Annotated in this window: 19 protein-coding genes; 1 reads left to right on the forward strand and 18 read right to left on the reverse strand. The window is 37.8% G+C overall.

Features of this window, described 5'->3' with window-relative positions:
- Nucleotides 1-56 precede the first annotated feature (56 nt).
- The 15 genes from NSTC745_RS04885 to NSTC745_RS04955 all read right to left on the reverse strand — a co-directional run bounded on the left by NSTC745_RS04885 (nucleotide 57) and on the right by NSTC745_RS04955 (nucleotide 17104).
- Nucleotides 57-1658: an FkbM family methyltransferase gene (locus NSTC745_RS04885; protein WP_445636139.1), complete on the reverse strand. Its 1602-nt coding sequence runs from the start codon at nucleotides 1656-1658 to the stop codon at nucleotides 57-59.
- Between the two features lie 38 nt (nucleotides 1659-1696).
- Complete coding sequence (locus NSTC745_RS04890; protein ID WP_445636140.1) at nucleotides 1697-6421, reverse strand: glycosyltransferase; 4725 nt, start codon at nucleotides 6419-6421, stop codon at nucleotides 1697-1699.
- A 284-nt stretch (nucleotides 6422-6705) separates the two neighbouring features.
- Nucleotides 6706-7380: a PIG-L deacetylase family protein gene (locus NSTC745_RS04895; RefSeq protein WP_445636141.1), complete on the reverse strand. Its 675-nt coding sequence runs from the start codon at nucleotides 7378-7380 to the stop codon at nucleotides 6706-6708.
- A gap of 20 nt (nucleotides 7381-7400) precedes the next feature.
- The gene (locus NSTC745_RS04900) at nucleotides 7401-8090 is read right to left on the reverse strand and encodes a class I SAM-dependent methyltransferase (RefSeq protein WP_445636142.1); all 690 of its coding nucleotides are present in this window, start codon (nucleotides 8088-8090) and stop codon (nucleotides 7401-7403) included.
- A gap of 4 nt (nucleotides 8091-8094) precedes the next feature.
- Nucleotides 8095-8778: a TylF/MycF/NovP-related O-methyltransferase gene (locus NSTC745_RS04905; protein ID WP_445636143.1), complete on the reverse strand. Its 684-nt coding sequence runs from the start codon at nucleotides 8776-8778 to the stop codon at nucleotides 8095-8097.
- A gap of 47 nt (nucleotides 8779-8825) precedes the next feature.
- Nucleotides 8826-9533, reverse strand: a complete 708-nt coding sequence (locus NSTC745_RS04910; protein WP_445636144.1) for a WbqC family protein — start codon at nucleotides 9531-9533, stop codon at nucleotides 8826-8828.
- The gene (locus tag NSTC745_RS04915; RefSeq protein WP_445636145.1) at nucleotides 9530-10558 is read right to left on the reverse strand and encodes a DegT/DnrJ/EryC1/StrS family aminotransferase; all 1029 of its coding nucleotides are present in this window, start codon (nucleotides 10556-10558) and stop codon (nucleotides 9530-9532) included. Before NSTC745_RS04915 ends, NSTC745_RS04910 begins: the two co-directional genes overlap by 4 nt.
- Nucleotides 10542-11012, reverse strand: coding sequence for an acyltransferase (locus NSTC745_RS04920; RefSeq protein ID WP_445636146.1), 471 nt, complete (start codon nucleotides 11010-11012; stop codon nucleotides 10542-10544). The genes NSTC745_RS04915 and NSTC745_RS04920 overlap by 17 nt, the downstream gene beginning before the upstream one ends.
- Entirely contained in the window at nucleotides 11009-12061 is a 1053-nt protein-coding gene (locus NSTC745_RS04925; RefSeq protein WP_445636147.1) for an N-acetylneuraminate synthase family protein, read from the reverse strand. Before NSTC745_RS04925 ends, NSTC745_RS04920 begins: the two co-directional genes overlap by 4 nt.
- Nucleotides 12048-13094, reverse strand: coding sequence for a UDP-2,4-diacetamido-2,4,6-trideoxy-beta-L-altropyranose hydrolase (pseG, locus tag NSTC745_RS04930; RefSeq protein ID WP_445636148.1), 1047 nt, complete (start codon nucleotides 13092-13094; stop codon nucleotides 12048-12050). Before pseG ends, NSTC745_RS04925 begins: the two co-directional genes overlap by 14 nt.
- Entirely contained in the window at nucleotides 13091-13729 is a 639-nt protein-coding gene (locus NSTC745_RS04935; protein ID WP_445636149.1) for a pseudaminic acid biosynthesis-associated methylase, read from the reverse strand. Before NSTC745_RS04935 ends, pseG begins: the two co-directional genes overlap by 4 nt.
- Nucleotides 13719-14456: a cytidylyltransferase domain-containing protein gene (locus NSTC745_RS04940; RefSeq protein WP_445636150.1), complete on the reverse strand. Its 738-nt coding sequence runs from the start codon at nucleotides 14454-14456 to the stop codon at nucleotides 13719-13721. The genes NSTC745_RS04935 and NSTC745_RS04940 overlap by 11 nt, the downstream gene beginning before the upstream one ends.
- Nucleotides 14453-15658 (reverse strand): UDP-4-amino-4,6-dideoxy-N-acetyl-beta-L-altrosamine transaminase, encoded by a 1206-nt coding sequence (pseC, locus tag NSTC745_RS04945; protein ID WP_445636151.1) that lies wholly within the window; start codon nucleotides 15656-15658, stop codon nucleotides 14453-14455. Before pseC ends, NSTC745_RS04940 begins: the two co-directional genes overlap by 4 nt.
- Complete coding sequence (gene pseB, locus NSTC745_RS04950; protein ID WP_445636152.1) at nucleotides 15619-16605, reverse strand: UDP-N-acetylglucosamine 4,6-dehydratase (inverting); 987 nt, start codon at nucleotides 16603-16605, stop codon at nucleotides 15619-15621. Before pseB ends, pseC begins: the two co-directional genes overlap by 40 nt.
- A gap of 58 nt (nucleotides 16606-16663) precedes the next feature.
- Nucleotides 16664-17104: a tetratricopeptide repeat protein gene (locus NSTC745_RS04955; RefSeq protein ID WP_445636153.1), complete on the reverse strand. Its 441-nt coding sequence runs from the start codon at nucleotides 17102-17104 to the stop codon at nucleotides 16664-16666.
- 810 nt (nucleotides 17105-17914) lie between these two features.
- Here NSTC745_RS04955 and NSTC745_RS04960 point away from each other — a divergent pair.
- The gene (locus NSTC745_RS04960) at nucleotides 17915-18133 is read left to right on the forward strand and encodes a DUF4327 family protein (protein WP_096535973.1); all 219 of its coding nucleotides are present in this window, start codon (nucleotides 17915-17917) and stop codon (nucleotides 18131-18133) included.
- 60 nt (nucleotides 18134-18193) lie between these two features.
- Here the strand turns inward: NSTC745_RS04960 and NSTC745_RS04965 are convergent, their stop codons facing one another.
- The 3 genes from NSTC745_RS04965 to NSTC745_RS04975 form a co-directional block, all read right to left on the reverse strand.
- Nucleotides 18194-19477: a protein kinase domain-containing protein gene (locus NSTC745_RS04965; RefSeq protein ID WP_445636154.1), complete on the reverse strand. Its 1284-nt coding sequence runs from the start codon at nucleotides 19475-19477 to the stop codon at nucleotides 18194-18196.
- Nucleotides 19478-19659: 182 nt separating this feature from the next.
- Nucleotides 19660-21699 (reverse strand): serine/threonine phosphatase, encoded by a 2040-nt coding sequence (locus NSTC745_RS04970; protein WP_445636155.1) that lies wholly within the window; start codon nucleotides 21697-21699, stop codon nucleotides 19660-19662.
- Nucleotides 21700-21946: 247 nt separating this feature from the next.
- Nucleotides 21947-22744, reverse strand: coding sequence for a basic amino acid ABC transporter substrate-binding protein (locus tag NSTC745_RS04975; protein WP_445636156.1), 798 nt, complete (start codon nucleotides 22742-22744; stop codon nucleotides 21947-21949).
- Nucleotides 22745-22802 lie beyond the last annotated feature (58 nt).

Genomic DNA, 22802 nt, shown 5'->3' on the forward strand with positions numbered 1-22802 from the left:
AGAATTAAATCCTAAATAAAAAATATTTTAATCTATATACAAAGTAAATTATTCAATTAAATAAAATTATTTTGCTCTGGTAAAGCAATAAAATTCAGCTGCTCATCAAAATTATTATTAAAATCAACTGGTATCAGTTTTTGTGTGTAAGGCTGATAATAAAATAATTTATAACCTATATTGATTAAATACTGTGCGACCTGAATATTACTGTCTTGCTTACCTGAAATATTTTCATATAAGATAACCGGAGCAAATTCAGTAAGTAGTTTTTGACTACCTATAAGAACTGCCATTTCATGACCTTCTGCATCTATTTTGATAAAATCGACTTTCTCAATGTTTTCTTGCTCAATTAAGCTGTCTAAAGTAAAAGACATAACTTCTTCAAAAGAACCAGAAGGTATATCTTCTGCTGCATCGCTGGAAATAACCTGGTTGATTTCGCTAGCATGATGTAGTAATAACTTTAAAGTACCATTGCGATCGCTCGCTGCCCCTGCACAAACATTTACCCATGATAATTGGTTAATTCTACAGGTTTCTTCCAAACAGCGTACACAACCTGAGAAAGGTTCAACGGCTAATACTCTTCCCTCAGAACCAACTTTTAAAGCAGCACTGAAAGTATAGACTCCCACATTAGCACCAACATCAATAACCGTCATACCAGGTTGAATAGTATTTCGCCAAAACTCCATTTCTTTCTCAAACCAGTCTTGTTCGGTAATTAATACGCTAGTAACAATACTACGTAAGCTTGGCTCAACTGCCATGATTAAATCACCTTCAAAAGGTACATAAGTAAACAGGCTATCTTCAGGTAATTGAGTCCAGCACCACTCTATAGATGAGGAATTTAGTTGATAAAATTTCTGGGATACTTCCTGCCAATAATTTACTACTTCTCTCTGGTTCAAATCTCGGTAAGCCAAGTACAGCGCATGAAGAATAGGTGGGTAATCTGGCTCTAAATCTCTAGCTTGGTGTAAATATAAAATTCCTTCCTGTTGCCCATTTATTAAACTAGATATTCCTAGCTTGAGACCAACATTAACTGAGTTTACTACAACCCTATCAGCCAGGTACAACATACGACGACTTGCAGTAGTGTAAAAAGCTATCTGCGAGCAACAGATTATTTCAGTTAACAAAAATAATGCTTGCTTGTAGGAATCTTCATAACGCAAAATAGCCTCAATTTCTTTTTGAGATTGCTCGGAAATATTTTTATTATTTCTAAATATATATATTAAAAAATTAAGATAATTTTCATTGTTGGTATAAGCATGATGGACAGTATTGATAAAGGTATTAAATGCTATCTTTGTTGCTGTTGAGTTTTCTCCAATCATGCTATTAACTAAAGCAAGATGAGCAGCACAAATTGGATGTCCATCTATATTAAAACCATTATTCAGAGCTTCAAAAGCCATTTCTAAATAAACTGAGCGCATGATTAAATTATCATTACACTGTTCTGCTTCGAGCAAAGCTACTACTGCCAAGTTATTCCAGTCTGATGAGGAACTAGGATCGTCCCAAGAAGTCTCTGCCAAAATTAGAGCAATCTTTGACAAAGTACTAGCATCAATAGATGGAAGTAATCGTTTAATATATTGCAAATATACATTATTAGGAGAACGAGCATCTTTCATATATAAATCTGGGTATCACTATTTATGTAAATCTTGCTTTAAGATAGAGCAAATATTTGATTAATCCAGCTATCTACTTCATGAGATGCTAGCTTCTCTACTGGTAATTTTGCCAAAATTTCTTTATCATCGTGTGTCAAAATAATTCTGGCATCAAGACGAGATAACAAAGTTTCCCACTGAATCTCAGCCAGATCTTCTACCAGCGAAATCTCTAATCCTTCAGTAATATCTAAATCTTCTTGTACCAGCAAATTCATTGTGATACTAGATAAAAACATTGCTACTTCTTCGCCAGAAATATTATTGATATTGACAAGCAAAGTAATATTTTCACTATTAGGATGACTTGCTAACGACTTAATTACTTGTTCCAAGTCTAAACTAATTGACTCTTCTGTTTGTGTCCAATCAGGAAAAACAATTAAATTAATCTCCCTAAGATTTAAAGACAAAAGTGTAGCTTCAATTAAAGCAGAACTAACCGTTTGTGCCATCTTTGTCCAAGAAAACTTTTTCGCTTGTGCCAAACCTGCCGTAATTAATGAATTACGAACATTTGGCTTTTGTATTTCACAAAGTGAGTTGGCTAGTTCATTGACATCATCATCATTTACATATATTGCAGCTTCTCCTGCTACCTCTGGAATTGAAGCATTAGGACAAGTAATCACAGGACAACCACAAGCCATTGCTTCTACTATAGGCAGTCCAAAACCTTCATATTTAGAAGGATAAACTAGTGCTACTGCACCAGAGTAAGCTATTGCTAACTCTTCATCGCTAAGATCCAGCATGTGAACGATGCTGCCTGATGTGTAAGCCCTAAATTCTGGCGATAATACACCGTCGCTTCCTGTGACGACAATATCAAATCCATAGCTACTTTTCAACTGTGAAAAAGCTTTAAAAAATAAAATACTATTCTTATAAACATTACCAAGGCGGACTAAGAGAAAGTAAGGCTTGGTAATACCATATTTGATTTTAAAGTCATGAATATCTTCCTGATTTGCTACTGAAAAGGTTGTACGATCAACCCCATTCTCAGCAATTTTTATAGACTGCAAGGAGATTTTGGGAAAATAGGTTACTAAATCCCGTGCTGTATTTTTTGAAACCGCAATAAAGGCAGATGCGTATTTAATTGCATGGTGTTTTTCTTGCCAGATAATATGATTTAAGTTTGAACCTATCAGTTCTGCTATCATATCGTGGGCTAGAAATACAGAAGGTGTACTGATTGGCGTTGTATGATAAGAGGAAATAAATAAATCTGCTCCTTCTTCATCGCAAACTTGCTGTAGCATTACTCGATCGGAGTCAATATTATCGTAGTCATGATATGGTATCGTGCGATATCTAATACCAGGAATTATTGGCGCCGTGCCATCACGGTCTAGTAGAATAATATGTTTAGAAAATCCATTTTCGGACCATTCTTGTAATAAGGATTTCCAGACACGAGCAATGCCAGTTTGATAAAGTTGGAAGAATACACCGTCAACTATAATTATTGGTGCTGGTTTTTGAATCTGTGCAATTTGTTCCTGTACTTCTTCTGGTTGTAAAAATCGGAAATTACTGCTGCCTACTTCTCTTTGTGCAATTGGTACTACACCACATGTTTCAGCCAGATCTACCCTAGTTTCATCTATTACCCATGAGAAGTATTGCCGCAAAAGCACTGGAAATTTAGCAGTTTCTTGTAAAGCTTGCCACTGAGAAATAGCATTTTTATAACCATAATATTGCTCTTTAAATTGCAATTGTTTTGATGTTATATAGGCAAAATGTTGAAAAATTAAACCAAAATTTTCAGTCTCTTGATGTAAAAAAGGATTAACTGCTGCCACATTTTGATGTTGACCATCCGGTGATAGTTCTACTAATACAGGAGGTTCATGTGCAGCCCAAAATGCTCCTGGTTTAAATCTCCAAGTTCTTAACCATTCTTGTCGAGGATTTTGTGCATAACAATTACGAGTACTAATAATTAATTTTTCACCAACGAAATACCAGCACCAATAGAAAGCAGCTGTTTTATCAGGGTTGCTGATAAACATTTCTCTAGCAATACAAATCTGGTCTAATGTCCAGAATTCATCTACATCAACTTGCCACAGCAAACATTCCTCTTGAATATTGGGAAGTGGTGCATTTACCATTTCCCGTTTTCCATCCCAGAAAACACCTTCTGGTTTTCGGTAAATTGTGACTTGTTCGGGATAAAGTTGCGCTAATTTATCTAGATATTCTGTAGTACCGTCATAACTACGACCATTTTTATGGATTTCATCACTAATAGTTCCACCTAGTTTCAGACTCCAACTTGTATCGTGTTTTAAGTCTGCTACACCTTCAACAATATGCCAATGCCATTTAAAAGGAAGTTGTTTAAATATGTCAATGTGATATTGAATAAATGGTTGCCCATTCAAGACAATAGTAAAAAAGTGAATTGGTAATTCTTGTATTGACGTTCTAAGGTTTTTGAAAGCTTCTAACTCTTGGCGAATAACCAGCTTAGGCAGTTCAATTTTATGGATATTAGGACTATGAAAAATATATTCAAACAAGTATTGAGCAGCCTGATTTTTTGGTAAACTTATAATCTCATGTAGAATCTGCCTGAGGGTACTCTTTCTTAGTATTCCAAATAACAAAATAGTGAGCGGAAACCTGAGTAGCGGAAGTAGCTCAAGTGCTTGGTGATATGTGAAGCTTCCATTCCGAAATATAAATTTATCTTGATTTTTAAATACCCCTGAAATAAAGATGGCATCTTCAATTCTATTTTCTAAAGATGATAGCCAACCTCCTGTAAAAACTCCATCGAGATCTTGAGAATTTTCAGATGTAAAAATATCTATAGCTGAGGATATAAACGACTCATCATATTGAGTATAGTTATTAGCAAGAAGTATATAATCAACTCCTATCTCTTCTGTTAAAGATAAAATAGAGGTTATAATATTTTCATAATCATTAAAGTCACAATCATTAACTTCATGTATGATAATATTTCTATATCTGGATTGTTGAATATAGTCAGATGAAATTTGAGTTTGATTTTCACTAGTAACTTTGTAATTTAAATATATTATTCCTACTTGTGAGATATCAGTAAGCAAATTATTTTTATGCTTAGAACTTTCTTCTCTTACTATTTTTTTATAATTTTTTATTTCTTCCAATTCTTGCTTATAAAAAGCTTCTTCTTGTTGCGGTAAACGATTGTTTATATCGCTGTTGGGTAGATTATCTAGAGAAGACCCTAGCATAATCCTGTTGCAGATTTTATCTAAGGTAGGATCGTTACCAGGCTGCAAGTCATCTAAATTTTTAAATCTCAAATCGTGTAAATGATAATCTTTTATACCGATTGAGCGAAATTTATGGGATAGTTTGAAAACGCAAGCATTTGTAAAATGATAAAGCTTTTTTAAATCTTCTTCTATTAATCTAGCTGAATTTGCCAAAAGCCGATCGACTAATTGAGTTAGATATTCTATACTCGTATCTTCAATAGTATATTTGGAAGCTTTTTCATAGTATGAATTGGCTAATGTTGCTGTTGGTACACCTCTAGCGATCGCCTCAATTGCTACTGTACTAAAAAAAGCGATCGCTGCATCTGTATGCCAAAGCAATGCATAAGAAGTTAACTGCTCGCAAGGCATCACAAAGCGTACATTTTTTGGTATATCAAATATCTGTTTATAAGCTTTTGTTAAAGAGTCTGTTTCTATTGGAGTATTTTTATTACCTCCGATAAAAGGATGATGTCTAATTACTAAATATTCATTTCTGTTTCTGAAAATTTCTACTAAACTTGCAATAATATCAAATTGTGTTGTAATTCTTCCCCAACCTTCCAGTGCTGCTAGTTCATCTTCGCTGGATGTAAATACAGCGAAAATCTTAGCATCCAACGGTATCCTCAGTTGACGGCGTATATCTATAGGATTTGTTTGAAAATTATAAAAAGCTGGCCAGTTGGTATCCAAGCCATGTTCGCGCTTAATAAAAAAATTCTTTGTTTGTACTAATTCTTCATTGTTCAGCGTTATATTTTCCCAAGCTTTCACACAATTTAAAGACGCTTGAGTATTCCATGTAGGATAATTATCAAAGAAAGAAAAGCTATCCTCAGTCCATCCCCTTTCGTGAGTAATTACGTCAATTTTCATCTGACGGGCAACTTCAAAAGCTATGCGATAGGGGGCAAAGCGAGCATTGAACAAAAATACATTAGTTGGTTGATAGTTTGTAAATAGTCTAACTAGTGCCTTGTAAGTTACTAAACCATCTATTAAATATTTTTTGTGGAGCTTTTGAATATAATTGCTAGATAGTCCTACAGCAGATATCCGAAAGTGAGTATATATAGTTGAAGTTATCCATTGCCCAATAGGTAAGTCATGATAGACAGCATTTTTATAATTTTCAGAACTTACTGTTTCTATCCATTCATTAGCAATAATATAATCATCATCTTCAATAAAATTGCGTAATTGTCTGTATGGTAATGCAAATAAATCTTGAAAAAAGTTTTTACTTACTCGACTACAGTTTTGACATAATTCTTTGTCATTACTATATCTTGTAATAGCGCAGTCATTATAAACACCGTCACAGCCTATAACCAAAACTTCACACCCACGAAGTTGCAATGCAGTAGCTACAACAGCATCAACTTGGTTGTGCACTAACCATAAGCCATATGGAGAAAAGAAGAGAACTTTTTTTTGGGGAGACATAATGGTAGTTTAATTATTTAGTTAATAAAAATTCATCTCAGTAGTATGAAGATATCTCCCATCTTCATCACTTGAGCAATATAAAGCGATCGCTTAGGAACTCAAGCAATCTAACCCCATATCTAACGGGTATCCAAGGGGAATTGTACTGATAAATTCCCCTAAGTTTACGCTACTAAGCAAAGCAAATTGCGTAAATTCACAGTCCTGTTATTCTTTTATAACAATTTTAATAAGCTCTCTAGAGTTATTTACTGCGACAGCAATCTCTCATCTTTACTTTCTCAAATCAAATTTCTCCCCAAGACAAACGCCTCCGCAGCTTTGAGACCTACACTTGCACCACGCCAACGAGCTAAATGCTCTAAAGCCTCCATAGAACGAGCATGAGGCCAGGGACGCATTTCAGACTCATAGACTACCAAGGCTTTGAGCTTCAAACTTAATGTTTCTGATATATCTACAAACCAATTAGGAGTAAAAGCTGGTGCTGAACCCGGAGTTTGCCATTCAGTGCTAGAAGCAACTTCAAAAAACAGCAGGGTTTTAACAGTGCTACCGGGTATTGGTCGAGTAGCAGTTATTACCGCTTCATGGATACGCCGATGGTCAATATTCACATCACCATTGTGGTGGGTATAAATAGTGTCTGGCTGATATTTAATAATTTCTTGTTCTATAACTTTAATTATGTCTAGCAAGTTGCAACTGTCCATGCGGTTATCAGGAAAGTCATGCAACTTTAGGGAAGTTACCCCCAGAATTTCACTAGCTTGATGTGCAGCTTCAGCCAAAGCTGAAAGTTCATTTTGTAACTTTTGGCGATCGCGCTGTGGAGTGCGGCTGGTAGCTCCCTCTGCTAAAATCAGAACATCAACGCGATCGCCTTGTTGAATATGTTTAGCGATCGTGCCTCCACAACCAAGTACTTCATCATCTGGATGAGCACCAATAACCAAGACTTTTTTTCCCATCAATACTAAACTCTTCTAGCCACTAAATTCCAAAAAGCAAGGATATGATTATCTCTAGGTATATGTCTAGCAACAGTTTTATGCTCCATTACTTCTATGGCAAATCCTGCAAAAAGTTCCTCTAAATGAGGCTTGTCAGCAAAATGCACACGCCCAACATGAGCAAAGTGACCTTCAGTATAGTCTCGACGAGTGTAGATATCTTCATCAGGTATGCCAAATTGATAATCAGAATCTAAAGTAGAGAACCAGTCAATACCTACATATCTCCCACCAATTTTTAATTTGGTGTATACTAATGCCAAACTATCTTTAATAGCAGTAGTTGCATTATGAGTTAGTGAACTCCTATCTACTACTAAGTCAAATTGGTCGACAAAAGGAATATCTTTAGTGAAATCACCAACAACAATACTATTCTCAAGGTTTGGAAACTTTTCCCTCAATTTACCTACAATTGCTGGGCTACCCTCGATAGCGTGATATTCAACTCCCAATTTTTGAAAAAAAGGAATATTCGCTCCAGCACCACAACCCAATTCTAGTACACGGAATTCGGGCTTATTTGGACGAGCATAACGCATTATATAGCTGACTAAATCTGACCAGGGCCAGACACTCATATGAGTATTTTGCTGATATATCTGATCCCATTGTTGTGAAAAACCATTATCTTTCCTATATTTTTCTGTCATTTTATTAAAGTTGTATAAATGATATATTTGGTTCAAATTCAAAACATTCAAGTTTATAATTATTTAAATCAAACTTTTGTAGCAAAGCCATAGTTTCACCAGGCCATTGTTCATTATTAACCTCATCAAAAGCTATGATAGCTCCCTTTGACATTCGAGGAAGGAAATATTCTAAAGCTGTTAGCGTTGGTTTGTATAAATCAAAATCAAGATAAAGAAGTGACACAAGTAAATGTTTGTTATCATTTATATATTGAGGAATCGTTAAATTGGCATCTCCTTTAACTAGTTCAACCTTATTTATATGATTAATAAACCTGTTATTATCGTATTCTTTAATGACTTCAGCTAACTCTCCATAAGTGTCATAATCTTCAGATAACATGCCTATTGTTACTTCTTGATTCTCTCTATCTACTTCTGACACATCAGGAAAACCACAAAAAGTATCAAAGCCAATGATTTTCCTATGATAATTATAGGGTTCCAATGTAGTTGATATTTTTGCCCATGCCATAACACCGCCACCATTGTGTACTCCGCACTCTACAATACTACCCTTAATATTAATCTGTTTCTTGAATACTTCGTATTGTGCTAAAAAACGTGCTATGTTCTGTCTCCGAACATACTTCGGAAAATTCATCAACTTTTTCTCTGTAGAGCAATTTGATTCGTCAAATAACATGGAAACTTATTCTCCTAATTAATCCAAAAATTATTGCTCAGTCATTTTTATATTTCTGCCAAGGATGAAGTATTATTCAATAAAATTATTTCTTTACTCTTCGGACCTTCATTAAATAAAATATCTATTAAAGACATATAAGGCAGAAAATTACCATACAATTGCTTATAAACAGGATGCTTATAGTCTTGAAAATAAACTTCTATGCCATTATTTTTAAATGATTGTATATTGGCATAATCTCTACCTTGACTTCCAAATATATACTTTTGGGCTTTTAACTTAACACACATATCAAGTACAAGCTCAGACTTGTACCCAGTAAAATCATAATCACTTGCTTTAATTATTGGCACATCAATATCCAAACTCTTTAGCATAAAAGTCAGAATATCAAAATTGAGTTCTGTTAAATATTCATATTGTGTTTTCAGAAGAATCGCTTCTAGGCTGTCAATATATAAATCGAAGTATGCTGATTTTTTATAAGCTAAATAAATTGATTTAAAATGCTTTTTATTCCAGCCATTATTGATAATTTTAATATCACATATTTTCTTATTAAAATGATCTTTCGATTCTACAGGAACTGATAGCCAAATTTCGCCAGTATTTGTTTTAATTTTATTTCTATTGTTATAATCTTTTTTTTGGTATTGTACAATGTCAAAAACGCAAAAAACGTCAGCTAGTAATATTTTATGTATTAATCCTAACCAAGGTAAATATACAGGTTGATGTGCTGTTAAAATCATAGCAAGATATTTAATTTCGATACTATATATTCAAGCTCTTCATCAGTTAACAAAGGATATATTGGTAATGAAATACTTTCTTGAGCCAATTTTAATGCATTAGGAAATAAATTATACTCTCCAAGTAATTCCCATTGTTCTATTGGTATAATTGCCTTAACTCCCATAGATTCTAAGAAGTCAATTATGTTCGTGTTGCAAAAATTATTGGTTGTGAAAATTGCTCTATATCGAATAGGTGAGATTGAAATATTAAATTCGGAAGTTGTATCTAAAAGCTTTAATCCAGCTTGAATATAGCGTTTAAATATTTCCACTCGTTTTGATAATAAAATAGGCAGTTTGCGTAGTTGCGCTCTTCCGATAGCAGCTTGTAAGTCTGTCATCTGAAAATTAAATCTTTTGTTTTGATCTTGTCTGTAATCAAATTCTCGATAATCTCGGATAGTATCTATTAGAGCCTTATCTTTAGAGATAACCATACCACCTTGACCACCGGAAGTAATTACTTTAGTAGCATAAAAGGAAAAAATACCTATTTTTCCTTGTAACCCAACCGCAGTACCATTGACAGACGCTCCTAAAGCTTGAGCACAATCTTCTACGATCTCTATATCTTTTAAATTTGAAAGACATACTGGCAAACCAAACATATGAGGCACAATAGCAATGTCAGATCCACATTGACTGAGTGCTTGTAAATCAATATTAGGAGTACCAGGACTTACATCTACTAGTTGTTCTATTGCTCCTATCATAGCTACTGCATGTCTCAAAGAGGAACAAGTATAAACAGGAAAAGCTACTCGTTTACCCCGTGCTTGCAATGCCCATAAAGCCATAAATAGGGCTGATGTCCCATTGGCAACTGCTACTGCATAACCTGCTGGTAATCCGATAAATTCACAAAACTCATTTTCAAAAGCTTCTACTTCACGTCCTTGTGCTACCCAACCTGAGCGAATAACTCTTAGAGCGGCTTGTTCTTCTTCTATACCTAAAGTTGGTTTATTGTGTGGAATCACTGTTGTTGATATGAAATTGCTTTAAATAATATCCTGGTTTTACCTGCATTGGGTTCCCTATGACTAGTGAATACGGAGGTATTATTGCTTCTTCAACTATTGTTCCTGCGGCAACAACGGAATTATGACCAATATATGCCCCACCCTTAATAACACTATGTGAACCCACGAAAACATTGTTTTCTAGTACTATATCCTTGCGCTGTATTTCATCCAGCAAACCAATACATTTTTTGTGAGAATCAGCACAGTTAATTGAAACAAATGATGCAATATCACAATTGTCTCCAACCAAGACTCTTGCACCCTTGGCATTTATCTCTGACATACCACCTATATAAACATTTTTGCCAATTTCTGGCTCACCATTAATCCAGACTAATGGATGAAACTGATTGGGTTTAAAACTAGTCAAAAGTGAGAATAATTCTTGAAATCTTGTAATATCTATCACTCGAAATCTCCAAATTTAAGAATATTTCCTTTTGGTATAGATTTTGTAGCTTTTGCTCCTAAAACTCGCTCTAGAAGGCTTGATGGCAATCCGCTACCTGGTCTTCTCAAACCTACATTACCTGTATGCAATATCTCACCTTCGGCAATATTGTTAAAGGCAACGATACTACGCCTTGCTAAAATTTTCATGTCTTCTTCAGCAGCAGTTGCTCGAACAATGCCACTCCCCATCATAGAGTAGGACTTTTTGATTGAACTAACCCAATGCTTTAAATCTATCGGATCTTCAGAAAACCAATGATCTGGCCCCGGCAAGTTACGATCTAGCGTAAAATGTTTTTCAAATAGACAAGCCCCAAAGGCAACAGCTAAACAAGATGCTATAGTCCCCTGAGTATGGTCAGAAAACCCAAGCGGTATCATTGGGAAGGCTTGAGATAAAGTTTTGAGCTTGAGCAAGTTTACATCTTCTGGAGGTGTTGGATACTGAGAAGTACAAAGCAGTAAGATTGTCGGATAACCGTCTAGCGCCCCAATCGTATTTAATGATTGATAGACTTCTGCCATATCTGCCATACCACAAGAAATAATCATCGGTAATCCAGTTACAGCATAATTTTTTAACAACGGCAGATTGACAAAATCATCCGATCCAACCTTAATAGCTGCTATACCTAACTCTAAAAGTAAATCTAAATCAGAGGAATTTTGAGGTGTAGATAAAAATAAAATCTCTTCTCGCTCGCAGTTTTCTTTGATTAAAAACCATTCATGCCGAGATAATTCATAACGTTGAAACATCTCTAACATCGATTCCGTGATTTGTTTGTTCTGTGATTGATAAGTGTAGGTTTGACTCGGATCGCCAACAAGCTCATTAGCCTTAAATGTCTGAAATTTGATAGCATCAGCACCTGCTTCTTTAGCAACCCGGATCATTTGTAATGCTTTTTCAATTTCTCCATTATGGTTAATACCTGCCTCAGCAATAATGAAAGGTTCATAATTAGTCCCAATTAAGCGATTTACAATCTTAACTACATTCATATTTTTGCCCATTTAATATAGATAATATTCGGCTGACACCATAACCATCAATCAAGTTTTTAGCATTTTTTGTAATTTCTATTCTGATTTGTTTTGCTAATAGTAATTTCTTAATTGCTTGTGCTATTTCTACTTCTGAAATATTTTGATGCCAGCCCAAATTAAAAACTACATTCAATTTCCCAAGCTTTTCAGCAGTATCTTGCTGATTATCTGCCAAAATTAGCACAATGCTCGGTAAACCCATAAAAGCTAGTTCCCAACATGTAGAGCCACCAGCCGCCACTGCCACATCAGCCCAAGCCATTAGCTCAGGCATATTTTTAACATTCCTTTTCAAATGAATCGGAAACTTTGATTCCTGGCTAACCACGAGCATCTGCTCATAATGTGGATTGCTTCCCCCAACTACAACAACAGCTTCTAGCCCTTCCACTTCTACTTGTTGCAATCCTTGAATCACCTTGAGAGTTACATTATCTGGATCGGCACCACCTAGTGTAATTAGTAGCTTTTTCGCTACCAGAGGAAGCGAGCGCTGCCATCCCCGCCACTGCCAAAATTCCCGCCGCAAAAGGCTATAACTGGTACCAAGTAACATCTGTGTATATGGCTGTCGATTTGTGTACAATTCTTCCTCAGCATGAATATTTTGATTTAAAATAATGTCCGCGTAGTACTGTTTTGCGTGTCCATAATCATCAATGAATAAAAGCTTTAACTCAAATTCCTTAATGATTTCTTGATACTTAGCACCGAAATGATAGCCATCTACAACAACCAAATTAACATCAAACTGGCGTGCAAGTTTTGCTGTTTCTGCGGCATCTTCCGCACTTCCAATCTCAACTGACAGATGGAGAACTTCCATTCCTTCAGACTTTAACCGAGTTATTAAATCTGGAGCTGCCGTTGCCATCACAAAAATTACTTGACCATCTGCATCTAGGCAAGCTTGAGCCAAAGCTAGACAGCGCATTACATGACCTGTACCTATTTGTGTTGATGCATCTGCCCGAATCAATAGTTTCATTGATAATCAGTCTTTTCTAATAAAAACCAAGTCAAATCATCCTGCGGAAATAGATTATCGCGATGATAGACAAATCCATAATCTAATAGATGTAAGTCATCAAATTTATCAAGCATCTCACCTGCAAAGTCACGCTTAAACAATTTACCTTGATGACCGCGATAAGTTATTTCTACAGGTGTGGGATTATAATATTCTGCAATACAAATATAACGATTACTAACTTGATAAAGTAGTTCATACACTTTTGCCAGCATATCTGAACTGATATGTATCAAAACTCCCTTAATCAGAGCTAATTCATATTGGCGCTCAGGTACAAAGTCAAATACCGACTGATGGTAAACATGATAATCATGATGTGATTGCAATTTTTCCACAGCTTTTTGGTTAATTTCAACTGCCGAAATTTCTGCTTGAGGAAGAAGTTGTCTAATTGCTTGAAGATTAATACCTATATTGGCACCAAACTCAATTAAAGAGTGAATAGAGTGAGTTCTGGAAAGAATTTTTGCAAATAATGAAATATTATTAGCAATAAAAATATTTCCTTGATTCCTAGTAATATATTCATCACCAAATTTACCAGCCCAAAAATATTCTTGCTCAGTTCTAAATTCCGAGTTACTTACCATATTGTTTTTGTTCTACGTGTGCGTTAATTAGCGACCAATCAGGATACTGTCTCAACAAATTTAAACAATCTTCTAAGGTGAAATTGGGAATTTGAGGATAAAGGGCTTGAATAATTCTTTTAACCAGTTCAAAATCATCTGCTGTATCCACTGTCCAGCGATGTGAACTTTGATTATCTGAATTAACTATATTAGCTACGCGATAACGTTCAGGATGCATATAAATAAACGGAGTCACATGTTCCCGGTCAGGTTGTGCTGTTGCTTCTACAAACGCCTGATGTAATGCTGAAAATGAAAAAACCTCAGTATCCATTCCCCGTGGATAGCTTCTTTCTAAACAGTTAGAAACATAATCATATTTATATTCATGGTCAAGATAAAACTGAATTACCTTATCAATCACTTGTGGATCGATAAGTGGACAATCAGAGGTAACGCGAACCACTACATCTGCATGATGTTCTTTTGCTGCTTCATAATATCTAGCTAACACGTCTTCTTCAGAGCCTCGAAAATATGGAATAAAAAGGCTATGGCAAAGTTCAACAATTGGCAAATCTGTACTGTTTTTTGTAGTAACAATTACAATTTCATTAGCTAAATTTACTCGTTTTAATCTCTCAATTTGGTATTCCAATAAAGACCTATCTAAGACTTTTTTGAGTACCTTACCAGGTAGGCGAGTTGAAGTCATCCTTGCCTGAACAATAATTACAATTTTCATATCAGCGCCTCTCTTAGGAAAGCTACTACCTTATCTTGACTCTCTTCATCTAGTCCAGAATATAAGGGGATACTAATAGCTTGTTCGTAGTATTTTTCAACCTCTGGAAAGTCGCCTAATTTAAAACCAAATCTTTGGTAATAAGGCTGTAGATGAACTGGGATATAGTGTAAATTCACACCAATTCCTAAGCCGCGAAGTTCTTCAAATATCTGCCGATGAGTTTTATTAATCTTATCCAGCTTGAGCCGAATCACATAAAGATGCCAACTAGAATTAGTATCTGGATGTTGCCACGGCAGTATTAAGGGTAAATCTTGCAGAAGTTGATGATAGCGGTTAGCTAAAAAACAGCGACGTTCTACAAATTCATTCAGCCTTTGCATCTGACTAACGCCTAATGCTGCTTGGATATCTGTCATCCGATAGTTGAAACCTAATTCCAGTTGTTGATAATACCAAGAACCGTGAGATTTTCCTTGCATTAAATCTGGATTGCGAGTGATGCCATGAGTTCTTAATCTAATTAATTTTTGATATAATTTATCCTCATTTGTTAATACTATACCCCCTTCACCAGTAGTGATAATTTTTACTGGATGAAAGCTAAAAACTGTCATATCAGAAAATTGGCACGAACCAACAGGTTGTCTTTGATAGCGTCCTCCAATGGCATGAGAAGCATCTTCAATAATTTTGAAACCGTATTGCTGCGACAAAGCAGCAATCTGCTCCATTTCACAAGATTGCCCTGCAAAATGGACGGGTATTAATACTTTGGGCAAACACCCTTGCTTTTCTGCCCTAACCAATTTATTTTTTAATTGATCTACGCTCAAATTGTAAGTATTTGGATCGATATCAACAAAGTCTACTTTTGCATTGCAGTAAAGCCCACAATTAGCTGAAGCAATAAAGGTATTTGGTGATGTCCAAAGAAGTTCATCTTCTCTTAAACCAGCTGCAAGACAAGCAATATGTAATCCAGCTGTAGCGCTGGAAACTGCTACAGCATATTTCACCTGACAATAGTTAGCAACAGCTTGTTCAAACCTCTCTATAGCTGGGCCTTGAGTAATCCAATCTGAACGCAAAACTGCAATCACAGCGTCAATATCTTCTTGACTAATATCTTGCCGTCCATAGGGAATGTAATCACTCATTACTTCAGCATATCGAGTAGTTGGAAACCTTTTAGCCATTCTGTATTTATCTCAGAACTATACTCAAATCCTTCTGCCACAGGGACTCCTTTTTCACCCAAAGCGTTGCAGGCGTAATCGATGGAGTAGGCATATTCAATAGTTGGCCTAATCACATAATGGTCATTGAATTCTAATGCTAAATGTGAAGCTTCAGCAGAAAACATGGCTTCATGTAGTTTTTCGCCTGGTCGAATACCAACAATTTTAATTGGGACTCCCGGTGCAAGTGTTTCAGCTAGATCGGTAATTTTCATTGAAGGAATCTTCGGCACGAATATTTCTCCACCTTGCATTCTTTCAAAACTATTAAATACTAAATCTACAGCTTGCTGGAGGGTAATCCAAAAGCGTGTCATACGTGGATCTGTAATCGGAATTTCTGTGGCCTTTTCTTGAATCAGTTTTTGAAAGAATGGTACAACTGAGCCTCTGGAGCCGACGACATTCCCATAGCGAACTACAGCAAATCGGGTTTTCATTGCCCCAACAATATTATTAGCTGCAACAAAAAGTTTATCCGCAGCTAACTTAGTTGCGCCGTAGAGATTAATCGGATTAACTGCTTTATCTGTTGAAAGAGCAATTACTTTTTCTACTTCTTGTTCAATGGCAACATCAATAACATTATTTGCCCCATGAATATTAGTTTTAATGCATTCCATTGGATTATATTCAGCAGCAGGAATGTGCTTGAGTGCAGCAGCGTGAATAACATAATCTACACCTCGCACGGCCAAACGCAACCGATCGCGATCGCGCACATCTCCAATAAAATAGCGCATCGCTGGTGTATTGAATTCCTGCGCCATCTCATACTGTTTCAGTTCATCTCGTGAATAAACTATGACTTTCTTTGGCTGATATCGGCAGAGAATTGTTTTCACAAATTGCTTACCGAATGAACCTGTACCACCAGTGATTAAAATAGATTTATCATTAAACATTTTGTGCTTATTTATAATCTAAAAATTATTTGTTATCAAAAATATTTAAGTAAAATTTTTAAGGAGATTTAGGTTGATTATTTGTGCTGCGATCGCCTTTTGCCTGTCCGATTCCCTCTTGCTTTTTAATCTGCTCTAATACAGTTTTGTAATCTTGCCGTTCGGGATGCAATTTCACTAGCTTCTCTAAAGGTTCCATCGCACCTTTAGCATCCTTCAAGTTCAAGCGCAACAATGACAGTTTTTCTAAAGCAAGTTGGTTTTCTGGTTCCCTTTGTAAAACTAACTCGTAACCCTTCACCTGCTGCTGTAACGCTGACTCAGGAGAAACAGACGCAGCTACTGGCTTGGGACTCTGAATAGCTTGTTGGATTGATGGAATGGTTGCAAATACCATAGAACCAACAAACGACACCATCGACACTATTGTGACAATTTTTCGTCGCTGCTCAATCTGCTTTTTGCGGGCAATTAAGTATTCTTCCCCCTTTCCTGTCATGTCTTAATAGTTGCTGCGGTAAATACTTAGGTATCAGCAAACCTCCCGCTATGAGGATACCCATCTGCTCAACAGAAACTAACATCTTGGCTATAAATTTTTCACACAAAATTCAAAAGCAGGCCAAAAATCTAAGAGAGGTCTGTGGTAAGCCAATGCTGCACCAAGAATTTAAGCAAACGTTAGCGTTCGCGCAGCGTCTCGTAGAGAAGCTCGCCGTAGGCATCGCCTCCTCACTTTCAAGCCAAAACCCTCTCCTGTACTTAAACAGGGCAATCTTACAGGTGTTATATTCTCTATCTAAAACATTAAAAATATATAAAGATTTACTATAAATTTGCTTAACTGTATATGTTTGCGATAATGTAAATAACGTTTGAAGAAATATAAAGGGTAGACATTCCTACTCGATTACAAACTTCACATTCAGTCAAAAACTTGCTAATTAGCCTCTGTTCATCGTTTCTTCGACAAACGTACTTATTTTTTGTGACTAAAAGGAATAAACTTTTACCAGTCGCCCTCACTCAAGTGAGCAGTCCTACTTACCCTTTATCCACCTCATCCCTTAACCCTTGTCACACTGATACAAGAGGTTGAAGGAGTGCCTAGCACAATTAAAGTGTTATGGTGGTGATTACCGTACAAAAATGGATTTCCTAGTAATTGAGTAGAGTTTGTTATGGTATAGTTAGAAAGTTAAGACTAGCTTTACCAAATTACACCACTCTACGAGCCGGCACCAATTGCAGAATGGAAAGCAGTTTTAATTAAGCATTTACCAAACAAAATCTGAATTCAATCGAGGTTATGACTCAGCAAGTAATTCACCCGATGGTGAAATTGCAGCGTAACGTGCAATCACTCATAGAATCGAATATTATCAAGCCAAGCGATAGTATCTGGAAAATCGCTTTGCTCTACGGCAACGAATGGCAGCACTGGAAACAAGAATTGCTGGACTTTGGGTTTAGTATGCAAGACCCAATCAGCGAATTGCTAGCTGTAGAAGCTTGGGATGAAGAATAGGGCATAGAGCATAGGGCATGGGGCATTGGTTATTACCCCATTTCCCAGTCTCACCACTCCCTAAACTTGACAAGTAGCTAAGGCCGTAGCTAGTTCTTTGGCAGTCTGATAGCGATCGCGTGGCAATGGTTCGGTAACGCGGTCAATAACATCTCTTAATTGGGGACTAATGGTAGGAACTTTTGCCACATCAAACCTGAAGTGTCGCCCCCGTTGGCGGTAATACTTGAAGGGATTTTCGCCTGTGAGCAGAAAAATCAGCGTTGGCCCAATTGCATATAAATCAGATTGCGTCAAAGGTTGTCCTCGTTCTTGTTCGGGAGCGCAGTAACCTTCTGCCCCAATACGAGTACCCGGCGCCGTGCCAATTTCCTTAACTGCACCAAAATCCAGCACCACTATGCGATTTTGAAAACTTCGCACCATCAAGTTAGCGGGTTTAATATCGCGGTGGATGAGTGGAGGCTCTTGGCTATGAAGATAGTCTAAGATATCGCAGGTTTGGATCGTCCAAGCGATCGCCTGACTTGGAGTTACTGGCCCAGTGGTGGAAATACGTTTTTCTAAATCTTGTCCGTGGATTAGCTCCATTGCCAAGTATTTTTTTCCACCTTCCACAAAGAAATCATAATACTTGGGAATTCCCGGATGCTTGAGAGATTTGAGAGTATACGCCTCTCGCTCAAATAATTCTTGAGCTTTGGCAATTCTCACCATATCAGCATTCATTTGCTTCAACACCAGCAGTTGGGGAATACCCGCAATCAAACCAAGTGCATCCCAAGCCAGATAGGTAGTACCCATACCTCCTTGTCCCAGAGTTCGCAACACCTGATAATGGCGAATCGTCTGTTGCACTGACAGAGGTTGACCGCAGTGGATACAAAACAAATTATTCGGCGAATTACCTTCATGGGTGCAAGTGGAGGATAAAATTCCGGGATTTTTGGCTGAGGAAACTGTGGGAAATGCATTTTCTGGCGTTTCTTGTGTCTGTTGCCAAGGCAAAGAAACATCCGGTGGTTTTAGCTCCCGAATTTGAAATAGCAGTATTGGCCCTCCCTGTGCGAGTTCCAACAGGGAATTGTCTGGTAGCGAGCTTTGAATTACCAGGACACCATTAAGGAAAGTTCCATTTGTACCCTGACTAATTAGTTGCCAAGCATCACCATTGCTAGCAGAATCGACTTGTCTAAGTTCTAGATGATGCCGAGAAACCAAACTATCAGTTAAAACAATATGATTGTCTGCTGCTCGACCAATCCGAATTATGGAAGAGTTTTCAAAGCACCACTGATGGAGCGGCGTTTTTTGTTGCGGTTCTAACAGGGTCAGAGTAACCACAATACGACCTATGAGGTAAGGGGACTGGGGATTGGGGCATGGGGCATTGGGCATTGGGCATGGGGCAAAGGGCAAAGGGCAAAGGGCAAAGGGGAAAAGAAAGATCCCTCCTTTTCCCTTTAACCTTTCCCCTTTTCCCAAGGCGTTGCCATCTCCCTCATCTCCCCATACCCAATTGACGTTTAACTTTCAAGATTTGGACGCACTTTTGCCCGAATCAGTATAGCAGTAATATTATCGTGACCATTGTGTTGGTTTGCTAAATCAATTAATTCCGTGACGCCGCGTTCTAGGTTAGCGGCAGAACTAAGTAACGGTTCTAAGTGAGTTTGCCAATGGGTTTCTAATAGATCGTTATCTGATAGACCGTCCGATGCCAACACTAGAAGGGTATCTTCATTGATCTCGAAAAAGCCGACATCGGGATTAATGGAGTTTTCATCGCGGGGCCCCAAGGCTTGGGTGAGTTGATAAGCATCAGGGCGAGCGTAAGCTATACTTGCCTCCACTCCCCTTGTAATTTCCCGTTGCCCGACTTCGTGATCTACTGTGACTTGTTCTAATCCCTGCTTGCGCGTCACGCGATACAGGCGACTATCTCCCACATGAGCCACTGCTGCTTGGGTGTCTTGAATTAAAAGCATTACCAGAGTTGTACCCATACGCCCAACTCCAGAACGAGCATCTTGTTGATTGAGCTTATAAATCGCCTCATTAGCTAAATAAACTGCCTCGCGAATGCTATTTTCTGTTGGCAGTTGATTGGGAACCCAGTGTTCTTGAAAATATTGCCTGAGGGTGTTGACTGCTAACTCACTGGCTACCTCGCCGCCAGCGTGTCCGCCCATACCATCACAGAGGATATACAAACCATAGCCTTGCAGGATTCGAGTTTTGGGCAACTCCAGCTTCTCAACTTTAGTTTCAATACCAAAGTAGTCCTCGTTATGATGACGCTGACGCCCTACATCTGTGCGTCCCGCATCTTCCAAGCTACTTAACTGCATTGCCAGCACAACAGTTGGCATATCATCAGTTTTACTAATGATATCTTCTGGTTCTTGTGATTGCAGGCTAGTAGGCACAACAGTATATTTCTCCTGTATTGGGGGCAAAGTTCCAGTTCCTAGTGCTTCCAGTTCCACGGAGATTTCCTGCAAACGCGATCGCAACTGTGCGATGGTTTCAATTTTTCCTGCCTCTAAATCCCCTAACATCTGCACTACTGAACCAAATTGAGTGCGTTGAGTCTGTCTAAATAGCGTTTGCCAAACCCGCCCCAAAGCTTGGATAGTTAACGGTTGCTCTAACACAGACAGGGCTTGGTCATCTTCTAGGGATTCGGCGATCGCCTCACTATTGTGTGATTCCACATACAATCTTTGTAGCGCCAGCGTTTGGTCTTCATCCAATCGCAAATTCGACAATTCCAACAAACTTTGACGGCAACTTACTGGTTCCAATACTGCCCAAAGTTGGGCCATTTCATTACACCAGTGTAAAATTTTTAACGAACTCGTTGTCTCTTCTTGCCACAAATCGAGTAAAAGCTGCCAATTCGAGCGATCTTCGATTATTATTGTTTGTTTATCACCTTGCTGCCATGCATCGTGAATCCGTGGTATTCCAGGGTGACCTTGGTATTGTAAAGCAATATAAACTTTAGCAAGACTAGGAATTGCATTTGCCGCCACTGCTGGAGTTACTACATCCGATTGCTGATTTCCTAATATTGCTTCAATAGGTGATATTTGATACGGTTGACAGTCTAAAACCCTCGCTTCTACCTCTATAATGTTTTCTAGACTAGGTAACTTATCTAACAATTGGTAGCGCTCCTGAGGATCTAAATAGGAGTCTGATGTAATTTGAGCACTAGGGGTAATGGGAGATACTGAGACGGGGAGACATTCAGAGGCGGGGACAGAACTCTCCGTGTCTCCTTGTCTTCCAGAGTTCGCTTCGCTGGAAGCCAATGCTCCGACTTCTGTTTGCGTCTTTGTTTCTTCTTCCCAGGCTCCCTCATCTCCAGCCGCTTCTGGAGTGATAATTGCCCAAAATACTGTTCCACATTCCGTACCACAGTTGTGGCAGCGTAGTGCATTCACAGGAACATCGGTACTGCATTCAGGACAGATTTTGTGAGTCAGGGATGTGCCACATTTTTGACAAAATTTGTTGGTATTAGGGTTTTCAAATTTACACTGAGGGCAAATCAGCATAGTGGAAGTTCCTTAATTCCCGTTCCAAGGTGGTTCTAGCCACTAAGATCCAAGGTGCCACAATTGGCTGCCCCTGACTACAGTAGACTTACAATAGATTGTAGTTTTAAGAGTGGATTTTAGTGGCAGTATTAATTCTGACGCAGAAAATATTTTAATGGGCATCGGGCATTAAGAGTGTTGAGTTAGGAGTGCTGAGTGAGGAGTTAGTAGTTATTATTCTCTCCTGTGCCCCCTGCTCCCTGCCTTATTTCCAAGATTCTGGTAGTTGCGGAGGTTCGGCGTTAAACCATTTTTGATAAATTTGCTTGTAGGTGCCGTTGGATAACAAAGCGGCTAGGGCTTTGTTAATTGTATCGAGGTGGGGGGAATCTTTTGGTGTGGCAATACCGTAGTATTCTTCGGTGAGTAAGTCGGCAATAACTTTGATGCCTTTGAGTTTACCGTTTTTAATTGCATACAAGGTAGCAAAAGCATCGCTAACTACAGCATCAACATTGCCGTTGAGCAAGTCTTGAAAAAATTCTGGCCCAGAGTTAAAAGTGCTAATTTTGGCGTTGGGGATGGTTTTGGCAAAATCCGCCCCAGTGGAACCTATTTGTACAGCAATTTTTTTACCTTGGAGACTGTTGAAGTCTTTAATATTTTGATTGTCTTGGCGGACGGCGATCGCCAATCCCGCTTTAAAATAAGGCCGTGAAAAAGCAATTGTTTTCAAGCGTTCGGCGGTAATTGTAATCCCACTAATTGCTGCATCGACTCTTTTGGCTTGCAAAGCTGATATCATGCCATCAAAAGGCAAATTTTCAAAATCAACTCTAAATTTTGCAATCTTCGCGACCGCATTTATTAAATCAATATCAAAGCCTTCTAACTTCCCGCTGGCTGTTTGGATTTCAAAAGGGATAAAGGTCGGGTCTGTAGCAACCTTAAGAAGTTTGGCATCTTGCTTGGTACTGGGATAGAAACTGTTACAAGCAAGAATCAGTAGCAGACAGCCTAAGGTCAAAATTAGGTGTTGCCAGTTGCAGTTAATCAATTTCACTGTACTAATTCTGTTCTATCAGTCAATCTTCGTGATGCTTGTCATGATGTTATAAGAA

The sequence above is a fragment of the Nostoc sp. DSM 114161 genome (genome assembly GCF_052692665.1).

Bases quoted from the DNA above. Each gene is read 5' to 3' on its own strand.
- NSTC745_RS04925 (WP_445636147.1), bottom strand. From the start codon at position 12,061: ATGAATGTAGTTAAGATTGTAAATCGCTTAATTGGGACTAATTATGAA.
- NSTC745_RS04960 (WP_096535973.1), top strand. From the start codon at position 17,915: ATGACTCAGCAAGTAATTCACCCGATGGTGAAATTGCAGCGTAACGTG.
- NSTC745_RS04885 (WP_445636139.1), bottom strand. From the start codon at position 1,658: ATGAAAGATGCTCGTTCTCCTAATAATGTATATTTGCAATATATTAAA.
- pseG (WP_445636148.1), bottom strand. From the start codon at position 13,094: ATGAAACTATTGATTCGGGCAGATGCATCAACACAAATAGGTACAGGT.
- NSTC745_RS04900 (WP_445636142.1), bottom strand. From the start codon at position 8,090: ATGACAGAAAAATATAGGAAAGATAATGGTTTTTCACAACAATGGGAT.
- pseC (WP_445636151.1), bottom strand. From the start codon at position 15,658: ATGGCTAAAAGGTTTCCAACTACTCGATATGCTGAAGTAATGAGTGAT.
- pseB (WP_445636152.1), bottom strand. From the start codon at position 16,605: ATGTTTAATGATAAATCTATTTTAATCACTGGTGGTACAGGTTCATTC.
- NSTC745_RS04905 (WP_445636143.1), bottom strand. From the start codon at position 8,778: ATGTTATTTGACGAATCAAATTGCTCTACAGAGAAAAAGTTGATGAAT.
- NSTC745_RS04935 (WP_445636149.1), bottom strand. From the start codon at position 13,729: ATGGTAAGTAACTCGGAATTTAGAACTGAGCAAGAATATTTTTGGGCT.
- NSTC745_RS04890 (WP_445636140.1), bottom strand. From the start codon at position 6,421: ATGTCTCCCCAAAAAAAAGTTCTCTTCTTTTCTCCATATGGCTTATGG.
- NSTC745_RS04910 (WP_445636144.1), bottom strand. From the start codon at position 9,533: ATGATTTTAACAGCACATCAACCTGTATATTTACCTTGGTTAGGATTA.
- NSTC745_RS04970 (WP_445636155.1), bottom strand. From the start codon at position 21,699: ATGCTGATTTGCCCTCAGTGTAAATTTGAAAACCCTAATACCAACAAA.
- NSTC745_RS04940 (WP_445636150.1), bottom strand. From the start codon at position 14,456: ATGAAAATTGTAATTATTGTTCAGGCAAGGATGACTTCAACTCGCCTA.
- NSTC745_RS04955 (WP_445636153.1), bottom strand. From the start codon at position 17,104: ATGACAGGAAAGGGGGAAGAATACTTAATTGCCCGCAAAAAGCAGATT.